Raw genomic sequence first — 17186 nt, 5'->3', positions numbered from 1 at the left:
TGGAAATAAATCGTACTTTAAATGAAGTACGATTTATTTTGCTAATAATTATACCTCATAAGGGTATATAGAGGTGAGAGACATGAATGAAAAAAAAGAGGCCAATCTTCAAATATCAGGAATGACATGTGCGGCATGTGCAAATAGAATTGAAAAAGGTCTAAAAAAAGTAGAAGGTGTCCATGAGGCAAATGTAAATTTTGCGCTTGAAAAAACAAAAATAATATACGATTCAACTAAAACAAATCCGCAACAGTTTAAAGAAAAAGTTGAATCGTTAGGATATGGAATTGTAAGTGATAAAGCCGAATTTACTGTTTCAGGAATGACATGTGCAGCATGTTCAAATAGAGTTGAAAAGCGTTTAAATAAGTTAGATGGTGTGAACAAAGCGACAGTAAATTTTGCTTTAGAATCAGCTACAGTAGACTTTAATCCTGATGAAGTTAATGTAAATGAAATGAAGAGCGCGATTACGAAGCTAGGATATAAATTAGAAGTGAAACCAGATGATCAAGATGCATCAACTGATCATCGATTACAAGAAATTGAAAGACAAAAGAAGAAGTTTATTATTTCGTTTATTTTATCTTTCCCGTTACTTTGGGCAATGGTTAGTCATTTCTCATTTACGTCGTTTATTTATTTACCAGATATGTTAATGAATCCTTGGGTGCAACTAGCACTTGCAACTCCTGTTCAATTTATCATTGGTGGACAGTTTTATGTTGGGGCTTATAAAGCGTTACGTAATAAAAGTGCGAATATGGATGTTCTCGTGGCGCTTGGAACGTCGGCCGCTTATTTTTATAGTGTATATGTAAGTATTCAATCTATTGGTTCTTCGGAACATATGACAGATTTATATTTTGAAACAAGTGCGGTACTTATTACATTAATTATTTTAGGTAAATTATTTGAAGCGAAAGCAAAAGGGCGCTCATCAGAAGCAATTAAAAAATTGATGGGTTTACAAGCGAAGACAGCTACAGTTGTGCGAGATGGAACAGAAATAAAAATTTTGATTGAAGAAGTAGTAGCTGGTGATATCGTCTATGTAAAGCCTGGTGAAAAAATACCAGTAGATGGTGAAATTGTAGAAGGAAAGTCAGCAATTGATGAATCGATGTTAACGGGTGAAAGTATTCCTGTTGATAAGTCAATTGGGGACGTAGTAATAGGTTCGACAATAAATAAAAATGGCTTTTTAAAAGTGAAAGCAACTAAGGTAGGAAGAGATACTGCATTAGCTCAAATTATTAAAGTAGTAGAAGAGGCACAAGGTTCAAAAGCTCCTATTCAAAGGGTAGCAGATCAAATTTCAGGTATTTTCGTACCGGTTGTAGTTGTGATTGCGATTATCACATTTGCAGTATGGATGATATTTGTTACACCTGGTGATTTTGGCGGAGCACTTGAGAAAATGATAGCAGTACTTGTTATCGCTTGTCCATGTGCATTAGGTCTTGCAACGCCTACATCTATTATGGCAGGATCAGGAAGATCAGCAGAGTATGGTATTTTATTTAAAGGTGGAGAGCATTTAGAAGCAACGCACCGATTAGATACGGTTATTTTAGATAAAACGGGTACAGTGACAAATGGGAAGCCGGTGTTAACAGATGTGATTGTAGCAGATGGATTCAATGAAAATGAATTGCTTAGATTAGTAGGGGCAGCAGAAAGAAATTCTGAACATCCACTTGCAGAAGCGATTGTAGAAGGAATTAAAGAAAAGAAAATTGATATCCCAAGTTCAGAAACGTTTGAAGCGATTCCGGGATTTGGTATCGAATCAGTTGTAGAAGGAAAACACTTATTAATTGGTACACGTCGATTAATGAAGAAATTCAATATTGATATTGAAGAAGTTTCTAAATCAATGGGAGCGCTAGAACGAGAAGGAAAAACAGCAATGCTTATTGCAATTGATAAAGAATATGTTGGTATAGTTGCGGTTGCGGATACGGTGAAAGATACTTCAAAAGCAGCTATCGCAAGACTGAAAAAAATGGGTCTAGACGTTGTGATGATTACAGGAGATAATACACAAACTGCTCAGGCAATTGCAAAGCAAGTTGGTATTGATTACGTAATTGCAGAAGTATTGCCAGAAGGAAAAGCAGAAGAAGTGAAAAAACTGCAAGCAAATGGTAAGAAAGTAGCGATGGTTGGAGACGGGATAAATGATGCTCCTGCTCTTGCTACAGCGAACATTGGTATGGCAATTGGAACGGGAACGGATGTAGCGATGGAAGCAGCGGATATAACGTTAATCCGCGGTGACTTAAATAGTATTGCTGATGCGATCTTTATAAGTAAAATGACGATAAGAAATATTAAACAAAATTTATTCTGGGCATTAGCTTATAACGCGTTAGGAATTCCAATTGCGGCATTAGGTTTCTTAGCCCCTTGGGTTGCTGGAGCAGCGATGGCATTTAGTTCTGTATCCGTTGTATTAAATGCGTTACGATTACAAAGAGTTAAATTAAAATCTTAAAAAGCTGCATTAAGTAATTGAATAGAATTAAAAAAACAATACTTTAAATAAGTATTGTTTTTTTGTTCGTATAGAAATTAAAACGATATAATAAAGAAGAAATATGGAATCGTATATAGTAGAAAAGTTAAGAGGTAGTTTGGTAAGGAGACTTATATATGTTAAAAGATATTATAATTAGGACATTTCAGAAAGAAGATTTAGATCAAGTATTACAAATGTTCTATGAGACAGTTCATACGGTTAATGCAAAAGATTATAATGATTTACAGCTACAGGTGTGGGCACCGGATCAACTAGATAGAGAAAGCTGGTTAAAGTCTTTAGAGAAGAATATTAGTTATGTAGCGGATCATAACGGTGTAATATTGGGATTTGGGGATTACAACGATGAGCATTACGTAGATCGTTTATTTACACATAAAGATCATCAAGGGAAAAGAGTCGCTTCATACATACTACAGAAGTTAGAAAAAGAAGCTGTGAAATTGGGGCATAGGGAGATATATACAGAGGCGAGCATTACCGCAAAACCTTTTTTTGAAAGTAAAGGTTTTATTTGCATAAAAGAACAAAAGAAACAGCATAATGGTCAGATATTTATTAATTATGTTATGAAAAAAATATCCTTCTCATAAATGAGAAGGATATTTTTCATTATTTTACAGCTTCTTTTAGTTCTTTACCAGCTTTGAAAGCAGGTACTTTAGAAGCTGCGATTTGCATTTCTTCACCAGTTTGTGGGTTACGGCCTGTACGAGCAGCTCTTTCGCGAACTTCGAATGTACCGAATCCGATAAGTTGTACTTTTTCACCAGCAGCTAAAGTGTTAGTGATTGATTCTACTACAGTTTGTACAACTACAGTAGCTTCTTTTTGAGAAATCTCAGCATTTTGTGCTACGTTTTTAATTAATTCTGTTTTGTTCATGTTTTTCACCTCATATGTAAATAATGCTATTTAAGTTGTTATTATAACGTATAAAACATTCGAGAACAAGTGTACGTACATATATTCGCAAAAAAAATGAAATTTGTAATATTTTTTTAGGGCACTTTATTGACATTCCATTTAAGCGGACAGAGATTTGTTCTTCATTTCAGTCTTCTCTTGATAAGAAGGTAGTTCCTTATTATAAGATATGAAGTAAGGTAGTGCTACAAATAACATACCACCTACTAAATTTCCAAAGAAAACAAAAATAAAGTTTGGAAAATATTCAGCCCAAGTGAAATGACCGGCAAAAATCGCGGCTGGGATGACAAACATATTGGCTACAACGTGTTGAAATCCAATCGCAACAAAAGTCATAACCGGGAACCAAATGCCGATAATCTTTCCGATAAATTCTTTACTTCCCATACTGAGCCAAACAGCTAAACAAACGAGCCAGTTACATCCGATTGCAGAAATAAATGCTTGCAATGGTGTATCGTGTAGTTTCGCTTGAGCGATAGAAATAGTTTTCGCTAAAAAAGCTCCTTCAGTTAAGCCAACGATATGACCGAAAAAGTAGGCTACAAATACAGCCCCTATGAAATTGCTAAATGTAACAATAACTAAATTTCGTATGAAATAAAATAAAGTAATTTTCTTTTGAAGCCAGGCCATAGAAACTGTCATCATGTTACCAGTTACTAGTTCACCGCCTGCAAGAATAACGAGAATAAGACCAATAGGGAATACAGCAGCGCCTAGAAAACTAGAAAATGATCCCCAATATTTTGGCATTGTCTCAATAACATGAATATCGAGTAAATATCCTAATGCGATAAAAGCACCACCAAAAAAACCAAGAATTAGCATAGGGAGCAATGATAAATGAGCTTTTTTCCTTCCTGAATTCGCAGCAAGTTCCGTAATTTCTTCTGGTGTAAATACAGACATGAATAACCCCTCCGTAATAAAATGATGGAATGAATAGAGAAAATTTTAAAAATCTATGTATTATAAAAATATGTTATGACTTCTGTATAAAATTGTCAAAGTGAATAGGGAGGGAATTACATATTAAGAACATTATTCATGTTGTCACATTAATGTAACAATAAGGATTTAAAGTGTTTCTAGAGGTGAAAACATGAATACGAATCATGTAAAAAAAGAACGAAAAAAATCAATCATAAAGATATTTATTATTAGTTTTATAAGTATATTAATGATACCAGTAAGTTTGTATTATTATGCGACAGAAATAGAACGAAAACTAGTAACAGTTACATGGAATGAAATAGAAGATTCTGCAATTCCTAAAGAATTTAATAATAAAAAAATATTACAGTTTTCAGATGTACATTTAGGACCACAGTTTACACTGAAGCAACTTGAACATTTAGTGGAGAAGATGAATGAATTACATCCAGATATAGTAGTTTTTACCGGAGATTTAATAGATAAATTTGGGTCTTATAGTGCGGAAAAAGAAGAAGCGAAGGCTATTTTGCAGAAAATTTACGCTCCCTTAGGGAAATATGCTGTGTTTGGGAATCATGATAGGGGTGGGGGCGGTAGTTTATTTTACAAAGAATATATGGAGGAAGCTGGTTTTTCTGTATTAGTAAATGAAGTGCAGAAAATTAAAGTGGAAAACGGCAAATATATTACAATATCAGGTTTGGATGATTTTCTATTAGGGAAGCCGCAAATAGATTCAACTTTAAAAAACTTGAAACAAAATGATTTCAACATGTTATTAGTACATGAGCCGGATGTTGTAACCAAAATAAATCGTTACCCGGTTGATCTTCAACTGTCAGGACATAGTCACGGAGGACAAGTCCAAATTCCTTTTGTAGGTCCGTTAATTACTACCAAACTAGCTGAGAGCTATGTTGAAGGTATGTATGAAGTAGAGGGGAAGAGTAAGCCGTTATATTTATATGTAAATCGTGGCATTGGGACTACTAGGATGCCTGTTAGATTTTGGAGTGTACCTGAACTTTCAGTTTTTGTGTTGAAGCAAAATAGTGAATAGAATAGTAGGAGGACTTTTAGAGAAAGTTCTCTTTTTTTATTGATTAAACACTGAATATTATGTAAATTTTGTTTAAAGTGTTAAATAAAGAAAGGGGAATTTCTATGATAGAAACATGGCATAAAGAATTGGAAAGTTTATATAACCAAATAGTTTCATGGCGAAGAGATTTTCATCAATATCCAGAGCTATCGTTTCAAGAAATAGAAACGCCGAGAAAAATAGCTGAAACCTTAAAAAGTTTTCATATTGATGTGAAAACAAATATCGGGGGCAGAGGAGTAATCGGCGTAATTGAAGGTGGAAGACCTGGGAAGACGATAGCGCTACGTGCTGATTTCGATGCACTACCTATCCAAGATGAAAAGCAAGTTTCATATAAATCAAAGATTCCTGGTGTAATGCACGCTTGTGGGCATGATGGACATACAGCAACACTTTTAGGAGTTGCAAAAATATTAAGTGACCATAGAGATCAGCTTTCTGGAAAAATAGTTCTTATACATCAACATGCAGAAGAGAAAGAACCTGGTGGGGCAATTGCCATGATTGAGGATGGTTGTTTAGAGGGAGTAGATGTTGTATTTGGTACACATTTATCTTCTCAAATGCCATTAGGAATTGTTGGTGCAAGAGCTGGAGCAATGATGGCAGCAGCTGATTCTTTTGAAGTGAAGGTTCAAGGGCGAGGTGGTCATGGAGGTATGCCGCATCATACTGTAGATACTATTATCGTCGCAACGCAAGTTATTAATCAATTACAACTTTTAGTTAGTAGAAAAGTAGATCCGCTTCAATCTGCAGTATTAACAGTAGGCACATTTTATGCTGGTCAAGCAGATAATATTATTGCAGATACTGCTACATTTACAGGGACCATTCGAACGCTAGATCCTGAAGTGAGAGAATATATGGAGAAGGAATTTAAACGAGTTGTTGAAGGGATTTGTCAGTCTCTTCATGCTGAAGTTAATATTCAATATAAACGAGGCTATCCAATATTAATAAATCATGTAGATGAAACACGTCATTTTATGACGGTTGCGGAACGTGATCTTGGCAGAGAACGGGTCATGGAAGTACCACCTATTATGGGGGGAGAAGATTTTGCATATTACTTAGAACATGTTCCTGGAGCATTTTTCTTCACAGGTGCGGGGAATGAAGAAATAGGAGCGATATATCCACATCATCATCCTCAATTTGATTTTGATGAACAAGCGATGTTAATTGGTGGTAAATTACTTTTAAGTCTTGTGAATAGTTATGTAAGAGATGAAAAAGAATCTTTTCATCATGTAGAAGTGAAAAAGTAATTTACATAAATAAAAAACAACAACAATAGGCCCTATAACCTATTGTTGTTTTTTATTATTTTTGCAAGGAAAGACCATCAAAATATGTTCTATAGTTACTAGAGAATTCAAAGTTGTTTTTTGCATCCCAATTAATAGACCAAGACATTAGGCCGCGGAATGCAGGATAGCCACTCTGGTTAGAAAGTTTATACTTTCCTCCGAACGGAACGCCTTTAATGATATAATTTAAAGCTTTTTTCATTTCAGTTGGCGAAATGTATCCACCACTTGGAGCTGCCGCCGGTGCTGCTGGAAGCCCAATCATGACTTGATCTGAACGAAGAGCTGGGAAAATGTTATTTGGATTACCACCTACAGGAAAACCATGTAAGAGCATATCTGCCATAGCGACTTCGTAGTCTGCAGTACCTTGATTGTAGTTATTACCGTCCATTCCAATCCCGCTACCAGCATTGTAGTGTTGAACGTGAATGTATGTTAGTTTATCTTTCACTCCGTAAATAATCGGTAAATATGCACCCCAGATACTTCCGTATGCGCTATAACCGCCTTGAACATAAGCTGTTTCAGGAGCCATGCTTAATAGAAAATCTGGACCATAATGATCTGAGATTGTTCGAATAGCTGATATAAGATTTACGATTTGGGGAGTAGTTGGGTTTTTGAAATTAGTGTCATTTCCGTTTAAATAAATACCTGATTCAAGGTCAATATCTATTCCATCAAAACCGTATTTATCGATTAGAGATTGTATGGAATTAATAAAACGTTGCTTAGCGGCATTGTCAGGAAGTAAAACGACTCCATTTTGTCCACCTATTGAAAGAACTACTTTCTTTCCTTTACTTTTTAAATAAGAAATATCTGATTTGAAGTCTGCATCTGTACCATACACAGGAGAAAATTCAACAGTGGAACGATCACCACCAGTTTCACCAAAAGATACATTGATTACATCCCATTTTGGTGAAACGTCTTTTAATTTAATAATGCCAGTACCGTTATCAAAGTTATGCCAGTATCCAACGAGTAATTTTGAACCTAAATTGTTTGCTGCTTGTGCTTGGAAAGGGGATAGCGGTAGAAGTAAGAACATTACTAAAATACAACAAAAAAATTTGAACTTGTTTAACATATCAACACTCCTATACAAAAAGTTGTCTAGATGTATAATCTTGTTTATTTAATAATATCTGAAAGTTCTTTCTTTTGTAAGAGGACTATAATTTTCTCAACAATTGTGTATAGGAAAGTATTAAACCTAATGTAATAATTTTTGAAGGAGGTTGAATTGTAATTGTTAAATTCAGAATATTTTGATATATTTTAAAGTATAGGACAAAATCTTTCGCACAGTACTCTTACATAAATTTCAAAATTTAGTTTGGAAGGGGATGTACAAGATTTGGATAAAAATCTAAAGAAAGACCTCAAAATACGCCACATTACAATGATCTCAATTGGCGGCGTAATAGGGGCTGGTTTGTTTGTTGGAAGTGGTGCAGTTGTACATTCGGCAGGACCAGGTTCTATCGTTTCATATGCATTAGCAGGACTTCTAGTCATTTTCGTCATGAGAATGCTAGGAGAAATGGCAGCTGTTAATCCGACAAGTGGTTCATTTGCAACGTATGCAAGAGAAGCGATTGGTCCTTGGGCGGGTTATACAATAGGCTGGTTATACTGGTTTTTCTGGGTAATTGTTATTGCAATAGAAGCCACAGCAGGTGCTGGTATTATCCAATATTGGATTCCACAAATACCGCTTTGGTTATTAAGTTTAATATTAACAATTTTATTAACGCTGACGAACGTTTTTTCGGTAAAATCATTTGGAGAGTTTGAATATTGGTTTTCTTTTATTAAAGTAATAAGTATTGTTTTGTTCCTTTGTCTAGGTCTTGCTGTTATTTTAGGATTTGTTCCAGGAACAGAAGCACCCGGCACTTCGAATTTAATTGGACAAGGTGGATTTATGCCAAACGGTATAAGTTCGGTATTGCTTGGAATTACTGTCGTTATATTTTCATTTATGGGATCAGAGATTGTAGCAGTAGCAGCAGGTGAATCTGCAGAACCTGTAAAAGCAGTAAAAACAGCAACAAACAGTGTGATTTGGCGTATTCTTGTATTTTTTATTGGGTCTATAGCGGTAGTTGTTACACTACTGCCATGGAATTCAGCAAACATATTAAAAAGTCCATTTGTAGCTGTACTTGAACATATAGGAATACCAGCGGCAGCGCAAATTATGAATTTTATCGTTTTAACAGCTGTGCTTTCTTGCTTAAATTCAGGATTATATACAAATTCAAGAATGCTTTTTTCAATGGCAGAAAGAGGAGATGCTCCAAAGTCATTTTTAAAATTGAACAGTAGTGGTGTTCCTGTTCGGGCCGTTTTATTCGGAACGTTCTTCGCTTATATTGGAGTTGTGTTTAGTTACATTTCTCCAGATAAAGTCTTTTTGTTTTTAGTGAATGCATCTGGCGGGATTGCGCTACTAGTTTATCTCGTTATTGCAGTTTCGCATTTAAAGATGCGTAAAAAAATGGGGAAAGTAGAACAACAAAATTTGAAAGTGAAAATGTGGCTTTTTCCGTATGTAACGTATGTTACAATTGCTGCTATTATAGCAGTTTTAGTTGCGATGTTCGCAATTGATACTTTACGTTCACAAGCACTTTTAACAATGTTTGTTACAGTTCTTATAATACTTTCTTATTTTATTTTTAATAGAAATAAAAATAGCACAGTTTTGAATCCTAAAAGTAAGAATGAGGAATCTGTTCGATTCTAATTTTCTAATTTTCGAAGAGAGTTACACCCAGTCATTGCTATAAAAGAATCATATATAATCATAGAAACAAGTAATTACTATTGTCATAGTGGATATAAACTTTTTTCTTGACTTTTTATACGAAGGCGAGCAAAATGGTGAAAAAGGAAGGGGGGGATGATGATGGAAGAGTATGTATTAGAGCTGTATAACCTGTTATATACAACAGAATGGCAAGATATTGTTTCGTTTCTAGGAATCGTATTTTGCATGAAAATTGTAATTGTATATATGGAAGAGCAAGGTATGTTCTATTCCTTCTCATCTCCGTTCGATGTGCAGCGCGAGCCGTTGCTAAACTATGCCAATGTGAATTACGAACAATTTCCTTTTGTAGTTTTCTTTATGATTCGATTTATTACAGCAATTGTAAGGAAAAAGGAAAGTGACGATGAAGAGTGCCACTCAACTTGTAATATAGTGAATGTTTTTTAAGCTAAATACAAGGAGGAGATTTATATGTGGTTTCGATTTCTTATGATTGGTTTCTTTTCATTAACAGCAATTTCTTTAATGGGATATCAAGTGTCTGAAATTTTTCAAGCATATAGCGATACATTTTTTAACAAAAACTAATCGCATTGCTATTTGAATAATAAAGCGATAAAATCCTTCTTAAGAAGTTTTATTAAGAAGGATTTTTTTCTTTGTCTTGTCTTGCTGTGTCAAACTATTGTCACATTTACACTGTGAATAGTATGTTAAAATAGTGAGGTTACGTATACATATTTGAAGGAAGAGGGAGTGACCATTTTGGTGGATCAATCAACAAATCAGAAAAGCTATGCTCCTATTGTGATAACGCTTTCTGTAATTGTAAATGCGATTATTTTATTTTTGTTCTTTGGACCTGTTGGCTATGAAGGAGAAGTACATTTTGATGTAACAATTTTACCAATGTTAAATGCGATTTTTAATAGCTTTACGTTCGTATTCTTATTAGCAGCTTTATACTCTATTATTAAAAAGAATGTGAAAATGCACCGTGGTTTTATCCTCGCAGCATTTACAACGACGTTGCTATTTTGTGTTTCTTATTTATCGTATCATTACTTGGCGCCAGCAACACATTTTGGCGGAGAAGGGTTTATTAAATATGTGTATTTCATCATTTTAATTACACATATTATCCTAGCAGCAATTATCGTACCACTTGCATTGTTTGCACTTGTATTTGGTTTTACAAATCAATTAACACGTCATCGTAAAATTGTACGTTGGACGATGCCAATTTGGTTATATGTAAGTTTATCTGGTGTTATTGTTTACTTAATGATCTCACCTTATTATCAATAAAAGTCTCAGCCTTTAGGCTGGGGCTTTTTTGTTAAGCAAATCTTTTTGTGAAATGAAAAAAATATGGTATACAAAAGTATAGTTGCTTTTCATATAGAAGGGATGGTAAAGAAATATGCAAAATTTTGTATTTCGTAATCCAACGAAACTTATTTTCGGTAAAGATCAATTAGAACAGTTAAAAACTGAAATTCCACAGTTTGGTAAGAAGGTTCTTCTCGTATATGGAGGAGGCAGTATTAAAAGAAACGGTATTTATGATAATGTAATTTCTATTTTAAAGGATATTAATGCAGAAGTATTTGAATTGACGGGTGTTGAACCGAATCCTCGTGTATCAACTGTAAAGAAAGGGATTCAAATTTGTAAAGATAATGGAGTCGAATTTATTTTAGCAGTTGGTGGAGGAAGTGTAATCGACTGTACGAAAGCGATTGCTGCTGGTAGCAAATATGATGGAGATGTATGGGATATTGTAACGAAAAAAGCATTTGCTAGTGAGGCATTACCATTTGGTACTGTACTTACTCTTGCAGCAACAGGATCTGAAATGAATGCAGGCTCGGTAATTACAAACTGGGAAACGAATGAAAAGTATGGATGGGGAAGCCCAGTTACATTCCCGCAGTTTTCAATTTTAGATCCAGTTCATACTGCATCTGTACCGAGAGATCAAACGATTTATGGTATGGTAGATATTATGTCACATGTATTAGAACAATATTTCCATCATGGAACGAATACAGAACTACAAGACCGTTATTGTGAATCTGTTTTAAGAACAGTCATTGAAACAGCACCTAAGCTTTTAAGTGATTTAGAAAATTATGAGCATAGGGAAACAATTTTATATTGCGGAACGATGGCGTTAAATGGCATTTTAGCGATGGGAGTAAGAGGTGACTGGGCAACTCATAATATTGAACATGCAGTTTCTGCTGTTCATGATATACCGCATGGAGGTGGCCTTGCGATTTTATTCCCGAACTGGATGAAACATGTTGTAGAGGAAAATGTAAGTCGTTTTAAACAGTTCGCTATTCGTGTATTTGATATAGAAACAGATGGCAAAACAGATAAAGAAGTGGCATTAGAAGGAATTGAGGCATTGCGTCAATTTTGGACTTCAATTGAGGCACCAGTAACATTGTCTGATTACGCTATTGGAGAAAGTGAAATTGATATAATGGCTAATAAAGCGATGGCGTATGGTGAATTTGGTAACTTTAAAAAATTAAATAAAGATGATGTTCTAAGTATATATAAAGCTTCTTTATAAGTGAATTTAGAAAAGAAACCTATTTGATTGTTTGATCGAATAGGTTTCTTTTTTGATGTTTATAAACGTTTGTGGATGTTTTTGATTATTTTTGATTGTTTATGGTTGATTTTTGTGACCGTTTTCATTATACTGTAATCAAAGAAGAGGTGAATAAAATGTTAACTCCTGAACGTCATCAAATGATATTACAACTTGTAAAAGAACAGAAAGTTGTAAAATTACAGCAATTAGTTGAAAGAACAGAAAGCTCTGAGTCGACAATTCGCCGTGATTTAGCACAATTGGAAAAGCAAAGGTTATTAAAAAGAGTTCATGGTGGTGCTGCTGTTTTAACAGGAAAAGGGAAAGAACCAACGATGGTTGAAAAATCATCCAAAAACATTCAAATAAAACAACAAATTGCTAATTATGCGGCTAGCGTTGTTGACCAAGGTGATTGTATTTATTTAGATGCAGGAAGTACAACATTTGAAATGATTCCATTTTTAATAAATAAAGATGTTACTGTCGTTACGAATGGACTTATGCATATTGAAGCTTTAGTTGAAAATAATATTCGTGCGTATTTACTAGGCGGAATGATGAAGAGTAGGACGAAAGCTTTAATCGGTGCTATGGCACAGGAAAGTATGCAGAAGTATCGTTTTGATAAATGTTTTTTAGGTGCAAATGGTGTACATGAACAGCTTGGCTTTACAACGCCAGATCCAGAAGAAGCGCTCTTAAAACAAATGGCATTAACATTAGCAAACGAAGGATATTTCTTAATTGATGAAAGTAAGTTTTCAGAAGTTGCATTTGCGAAAATTGCAAATGTTGAAGATGCAAATATTATTACAAACCATTTAGAAATTGATTTAGAAAAATATAAAAGACAAACCAATGTAATTGAGGCTGATAAAAAATGATCTATACAGTTACTTTAAACCCATCTATTGATTATGTAGTGCAAGTTTCTTCTTTTGATTTAGGAACAATAAATCGAGCGGAGAAAGATATGAAGTTTCCTGGAGGAAAAGGCATTAATGTTTCTCGTGTTCTTCAGCGTTTAGGTGTTAAAAATATAGCACTTGGATTTACTGGTGGATTTACTGGTCAATTTATTAAAGAGGTATTACAGACGGAAGGTGTAACAACAAACTTCGTCCAAGTAGATGAAGATACTCGCATTAATGTGAAAATAAAAGGGGAAGAAGAAACAGAATTAAATGGCCAAGGTCCTATTGTAACAAAAGAGCAGTTCGAACAGTTAATGAAAAAAATTGAGAGTATGCAACCTGGAGATTGTGTTGTACTTGCTGGGAGTGTACCAGTTTCTATTCCAAGTACCTTTTACGAATCAATTGCTGCGTTTGGAGCTGAAAAAGGTATTCGTGTAGTAGTAGATGCAAGTGGAAGTGCACTGCAACATGTAATTAAAAATAAGCCATTTTTAATTAAGCCAAACCACCATGAACTTGGTGAGTTGTTTGGAGTGGAGCTTTCAACAGTAGAGGACGTTTTACCTTATGGAAGAAAATTAATTAAACAAGGTGTAAAACACGTTATCGTATCGATGGCTGGAGAGGGAGCTTTATTATTTACGGCAGAAGGTATATATGAAGCGACTGTTCCAAAAGGTGTTGTAATTAATTCAGTTGGGGCCGGAGATTCTCTTGTTGCAGGGTTTGTAGGCAAATATGAACAGACAAAAGATATTGAAAAGGCATTTCAATACGGCGTTGCAACAGGGAGTGCAACAGCATTTTCAGCTGATTTATGTAAGAAGGAAAAAGTAGAAGAATTATTGTCGCAAGTAATTGTAGCTAAGCGATAGGGGGAAGCAACATATGAAAATTACAGAACTATTAAAAAGGGATACAGTCATTATGGATTTGACAGCTTCAAATAAAGAAGCTGTCATAGATGAATTAGTTGAGAAATTAAACGGGGCAAATCGTTTAAATAGTAAAATGGAATTTAAAGAAGCTATTTTAAAGCGGGAGTCCCAAAGTACGACGGGAATAGGGGAAGGTATTGCAATACCTCATGCGAAGACAAAGGCTGTTAAACAACCATCGATTTGTTTTGGTAGAAGTGTAAGCGGTATCAATTATGAGTCGCTTGACGGACAGCCAGCACACTTATTCTTTATGATTGCTGCAAGTGAAGGAGCGAATAATACTCATTTAGAAACGTTGTCTCGTTTATCGACATTATTAATGGATGAAGGGTTTCGCAAGCAACTATTAGAAGCGAAGGATGAAAGTGAGCTTCTTCAACTATTTGATGAAAAAGAGAATGAAAAAGAAGAAGAGATTGAAGTTGCAAAACCAGAAGGAGATGAACCGTACGTACTTGCTGTTACAGCTTGTCCAACTGGAATCGCTCACACATATATGGCAGCGGATAGCTTAAAAGCAAAAGCGACAGAGTTAGGAATAGCGATTAAAGTTGAAACAAATGGATCAACGGGTATTAAAAACGGTTTAACGAAAGAGGATATTGAACGTGCAACAGCTATTATTGTTGCGGCGGATAAACAAGTAGAAATGAATCGTTTTGCTGGTAAACATGTCATTCAAGTGCCAGTTGCTGATGGGATTCGAAAAACGGAAAATCTGCTTAAACGAGCTGTCAAACAAGATGCACCAATCTTTAAAGGTGTAAAAGAGGACGGGAAGTCAGAAAGTATTGAGGGAGAAAAGGGATTAGGAATTTATAAGCATTTAATGAGCGGTGTAAGTAATATGCTTCCATTCGTTGTTGGTGGCGGGATTTTAATAGCGCTAGCGTTTTCGTTTGGTGGTATAAAGGCGGAAGGTCCTTTAGCTGAATTGTTCATGTCAATTGGTGGAGGAAAAACAGGTGCGTTTTTATTCCTTGTACCAATTTTAGCTGGATTTATTGCAAGTTCTATTGCTGATCGTCCTGGTTTTATGCCTGGTGTTGTAGGTGGATTTTTAGCGGCGAATGCGAATGCGGGATTTTTAGGTGGATTAATTGCTGGTTTCTTAGCTGGATATGTTGTTTTAGGGTTGAAAAGATTATTTTCAGGACTACCAGTACAATTAGAAGGAATTAAACCTGTATTGTTATATCCAGTCTTTGGATTATTGATTACAGGAGTTGTAATGCAAAAAGTAGTAATTCCGCCTGTAGTAGCATTAAATGAAATGTTGACAGGGTGGTTAAATGGTTTAAACGGTACGAATGCTATATTACTAGGTCTTATTTTAGGTGGTATGATGGCAATTGATATGGGGGGTCCAATTAATAAAGCGGCATTTACGTTTGGTATTGCTGCAATAGAAGCGCAGAATTTTGGAGTGCACTCAGCAGTTATGGCTGGTGGTATGGTACCGCCACTTACGATTGCATTCGCAACTACATTCTTTAAATCAAAGTTTACAGAAGCGGAACGTAAGTCTGGTTTAACAAATTATATTATGGGAGCATCATTCATTACAGAAGGTGCGATTCCGTTTGCAGCTGCAGATCCGGTTCGAGTAATCGTAAGTTGTGTTGTTGGTTCAAGTATTGCAGGGGCGTTATCTATGTTATTCCAAATTACATTACCGGCACCGCATGGTGGATTATTTGTAATAGCGTTAGTAAATAAACCGTTACTATATATTTTCTCTATATTAATTGGAACAATTGTCTCGGCTATTATGCTAGGTGTTTGGAAAAAGAAAGTTCAATAACAAATGAAAATAGAGCAGTTTTTAGTAGCTGCTCTCTTTTTATTACAAAAAAATAGGTTAACAATTGAATATTGATGTTTTTTAGTAAAAGATGTAATGAATTGTGAATTTTTTGTAACAAAAAAGTAACACTGTAATTTTTTCTGGAAAAAGTTCTTGCGCTCGTATATGAAAAATATATGAACACCATTGGAAATTGTATTAGAAATACATTTTATTAATATGGGAATTTATGTTACAACTCGTTAATCGTATATTACGAATGCTTTGTAATTGTGTGATTTCCGAAAATTCTAAAAATCTGTTGCTATAATAAAAATACGAAAACAAAGCAAATGGAGGCTATTCATGAAAAAATTATTAGGTATAGCAACAGCAGCAGTTTTTGGTCTTGGGATTTTTGCGGGTTCTGCTAAAGCGGAAACAATTGTAACAACAGACGTATTAAATGTTAGAGAAAACCCAAATGTAGAGTCAAAGCTTGTAGGTAAAGTGTTAAGTGGGAATACACTAGATGTTATAAATACAGAAAATGGATGGACAAAAATTAAGTTGAACGGTAAGGAAGCGTTTGTAAGTGCTGAGTTTACAAAGAGCACATATTATGTAACGGCGGGTGTATTAAATGTTCGTGCTGGAGCGAATACTGATTCTGAAATTTTAGGTAAACTTAATAAAGATGATGTGATTGAAACGACGAATCATGTTCAAAATGAATGGTTACAATTCGACTACAATGGAAAAGTCGGATATGTTCACGTGCCATTTTTAACAGGAACGGCACCTGTAATTGAAAAGAAAGAGGTTGTAGCTCAAGAAGAAGCGCCAGCTAGAACAAATACGCCGGTTAAAAATAATACAGTAGTTAAGAATAAAGAGTCTATTAAGAAGGTAGAATCAAGTAAACCTGTGGTAAAAGAAAAACCGGCTGCAAAACCAGTTGCAAAATCTACTGAAACAAGTGCGCCTGCTGGTGGTCGTGAAATTACGGTAGAAGCAACGGCATATACAGCAGATCCGAGTGAGAATGGTTCGTATGGTGGTCGTGTATTAACTGCAATGGGGCATGATTTAACAGCAAATCCAAATATGAAAGTAATTGCTGTTGATCCGAAAGTAATTCCGCTTGGATCAAAAGTATGGGTAGAAGGGTATGGAGAAGCGATTGCTGGAGACACTGGTGGTGCGATTAAAGGAAATCGTATTGATGTATTGGTCGGTTCAGATGGTAGTACTAATAGCTGGGGGCGCAAATCTGTAAAAGTGAAAGTTATACAATAGGTTATC

The 17186-nt window shown here is 35.0% G+C and carries 15 protein-coding genes; 12 read left to right on the top strand and 3 right to left on the bottom strand.

Annotated elements, in window-relative coordinates:
* The first annotated feature begins 82 nt into the window (after positions 1 to 82).
* The gene (locus CGQ22_RS26080; protein ID WP_089149552.1) at positions 83 to 2503 is read left to right on the top strand and encodes a heavy metal translocating P-type ATPase; all 2421 of its coding nucleotides are present in this window, start codon (positions 83 to 85) and stop codon (positions 2501 to 2503) included.
* A gap of 158 nt (positions 2504 to 2661) precedes the next feature.
* Positions 2662 to 3141 carry a GNAT family N-acetyltransferase gene (locus CGQ22_RS26075; RefSeq protein ID WP_000910162.1) on the top strand — a complete coding sequence of 160 codons (480 nt, stop codon included), beginning with the start codon at positions 2662 to 2664 and terminating at the stop codon, positions 3139 to 3141.
* Positions 3142 to 3160: 19 nt separating this feature from the next.
* Here the strand turns inward: CGQ22_RS26075 and CGQ22_RS26070 are convergent, their stop codons facing one another.
* The gene (locus CGQ22_RS26070; protein WP_001043904.1) at positions 3161 to 3433 is read right to left on the bottom strand and encodes an HU family DNA-binding protein; all 273 of its coding nucleotides are present in this window, start codon (positions 3431 to 3433) and stop codon (positions 3161 to 3163) included.
* 141 nt (positions 3434 to 3574) lie between these two features.
* Entirely contained in the window at positions 3575 to 4390 is an 816-nt protein-coding gene (locus CGQ22_RS26065; protein ID WP_089149551.1) for a formate/nitrite transporter family protein, read from the bottom strand.
* 193 nt (positions 4391 to 4583) lie between these two features.
* Here CGQ22_RS26065 and CGQ22_RS26060 point away from each other — a divergent pair, with 193 nt between their 5' ends.
* Together CGQ22_RS26060 and CGQ22_RS26055 are read left to right on the top strand one after the other, a co-directional pair.
* Positions 4584 to 5477: a metallophosphoesterase gene (locus CGQ22_RS26060; protein ID WP_001095331.1), complete on the top strand. Its 894-nt coding sequence runs from the start codon at positions 4584 to 4586 to the stop codon at positions 5475 to 5477.
* Positions 5478 to 5581: 104 nt separating this feature from the next.
* Complete coding sequence (locus CGQ22_RS26055; protein WP_089149550.1) at positions 5582 to 6793, top strand: M20 metallopeptidase family protein; 1212 nt, start codon at positions 5582 to 5584, stop codon at positions 6791 to 6793.
* Between the two features lie 55 nt (positions 6794 to 6848).
* Here the strand turns inward: CGQ22_RS26055 and CGQ22_RS26050 are convergent, their stop codons facing one another.
* On the bottom strand, positions 6849 to 7931 hold the full coding sequence (locus CGQ22_RS26050; RefSeq protein WP_000932438.1) for a chitinase: 1083 nt from the start codon (positions 7929 to 7931) through the stop codon (positions 6849 to 6851).
* A 270-nt stretch (positions 7932 to 8201) separates the two neighbouring features.
* Between CGQ22_RS26050 and gabP the strand changes: the two genes are divergently transcribed.
* The 8 genes from gabP (at position 8202) to entD (ending at position 17180) form a co-directional block, all read left to right on the top strand.
* Positions 8202 to 9596 carry a GABA permease gene (gene gabP / locus CGQ22_RS26040; protein WP_000360113.1) on the top strand — a complete coding sequence of 465 codons (1395 nt, stop codon included), beginning with the start codon at positions 8202 to 8204 and terminating at the stop codon, positions 9594 to 9596.
* Between the two features lie 159 nt (positions 9597 to 9755).
* Positions 9756 to 10070, top strand: a complete 315-nt coding sequence (locus CGQ22_RS26035; protein ID WP_002164152.1) for a hypothetical protein — start codon at positions 9756 to 9758, stop codon at positions 10068 to 10070.
* Positions 10071 to 10388: 318 nt separating this feature from the next.
* A complete protein-coding gene (locus CGQ22_RS26025; RefSeq protein WP_000228316.1) occupies positions 10389 to 10931 on the top strand; it encodes a DUF420 domain-containing protein in 543 nt (180 codons plus the stop codon).
* A 115-nt stretch (positions 10932 to 11046) separates the two neighbouring features.
* Entirely contained in the window at positions 11047 to 12210 is a 1164-nt protein-coding gene (locus CGQ22_RS26020; protein WP_089149549.1) for an iron-containing alcohol dehydrogenase, read from the top strand.
* A 158-nt stretch (positions 12211 to 12368) separates the two neighbouring features.
* A complete protein-coding gene (locus tag CGQ22_RS26015; protein ID WP_000957273.1) occupies positions 12369 to 13121 on the top strand; it encodes a DeoR/GlpR family DNA-binding transcription regulator in 753 nt (250 codons plus the stop codon).
* The gene (gene pfkB, locus CGQ22_RS26010; protein WP_000640861.1) at positions 13118 to 14029 is read left to right on the top strand and encodes a 1-phosphofructokinase; all 912 of its coding nucleotides are present in this window, start codon (positions 13118 to 13120) and stop codon (positions 14027 to 14029) included. The genes CGQ22_RS26015 and pfkB overlap by 4 nt, the downstream gene beginning before the upstream one ends.
* 13 nt (positions 14030 to 14042) lie before the next feature.
* Positions 14043 to 15899 (top strand): PTS fructose transporter subunit IIABC, encoded by a 1857-nt coding sequence (locus tag CGQ22_RS26005; RefSeq protein ID WP_000704594.1) that lies wholly within the window; start codon positions 14043 to 14045, stop codon positions 15897 to 15899.
* Between the two features lie 348 nt (positions 15900 to 16247).
* Positions 16248 to 17180 carry a cell wall-binding protein EntD gene (entD, locus tag CGQ22_RS25995; protein ID WP_089149548.1) on the top strand — a complete coding sequence of 311 codons (933 nt, stop codon included), beginning with the start codon at positions 16248 to 16250 and terminating at the stop codon, positions 17178 to 17180.
* Positions 17181 to 17186: the final 6 nt, after the last annotated feature.

Source organism: Bacillus sp. M13(2017) (genome assembly GCF_002218325.1).
Classification (GTDB): Bacteria; Bacillota; Bacilli; order Bacillales; family Bacillaceae_G; genus Bacillus_A; species Bacillus_A thuringiensis_K.
The sequence above is the reverse complement of the archived record's forward strand: the minus strand, read 5'-3'. Positions and strand labels throughout refer to the sequence as shown.

What these genes read in the sequence shown, in the direction of transcription:
- CGQ22_RS26060 (WP_001095331.1), top strand. Translation starts at nt 4,584, where the DNA reads ATGAATACGAATCATGTAAAAAAAGAACGAAAAAAATCAATCATAAAG.
- CGQ22_RS26035 (WP_002164152.1), top strand. Translation starts at nt 9,756, where the DNA reads ATGATGGAAGAGTATGTATTAGAGCTGTATAACCTGTTATATACAACA.
- CGQ22_RS26065 (WP_089149551.1), bottom strand. Translation starts at nt 4,390, where the DNA reads ATGTCTGTATTTACACCAGAAGAAATTACGGAACTTGCTGCGAATTCA.
- CGQ22_RS26050 (WP_000932438.1), bottom strand. Translation starts at nt 7,931, where the DNA reads ATGTTAAACAAGTTCAAATTTTTTTGTTGTATTTTAGTAATGTTCTTA.
- CGQ22_RS26055 (WP_089149550.1), top strand. Translation starts at nt 5,582, where the DNA reads ATGATAGAAACATGGCATAAAGAATTGGAAAGTTTATATAACCAAATA.
- CGQ22_RS26080 (WP_089149552.1), top strand. Translation starts at nt 83, where the DNA reads ATGAATGAAAAAAAAGAGGCCAATCTTCAAATATCAGGAATGACATGT.
- CGQ22_RS26070 (WP_001043904.1), bottom strand. Translation starts at nt 3,433, where the DNA reads ATGAACAAAACAGAATTAATTAAAAACGTAGCACAAAATGCTGAGATT.
- entD (WP_089149548.1), top strand. Translation starts at nt 16,248, where the DNA reads ATGAAAAAATTATTAGGTATAGCAACAGCAGCAGTTTTTGGTCTTGGG.
- pfkB (WP_000640861.1), top strand. Translation starts at nt 13,118, where the DNA reads ATGATCTATACAGTTACTTTAAACCCATCTATTGATTATGTAGTGCAA.
- CGQ22_RS26015 (WP_000957273.1), top strand. Translation starts at nt 12,369, where the DNA reads ATGTTAACTCCTGAACGTCATCAAATGATATTACAACTTGTAAAAGAA.
- CGQ22_RS26005 (WP_000704594.1), top strand. Translation starts at nt 14,043, where the DNA reads ATGAAAATTACAGAACTATTAAAAAGGGATACAGTCATTATGGATTTG.
- CGQ22_RS26020 (WP_089149549.1), top strand. Translation starts at nt 11,047, where the DNA reads ATGCAAAATTTTGTATTTCGTAATCCAACGAAACTTATTTTCGGTAAA.
- CGQ22_RS26075 (WP_000910162.1), top strand. Translation starts at nt 2,662, where the DNA reads ATGTTAAAAGATATTATAATTAGGACATTTCAGAAAGAAGATTTAGAT.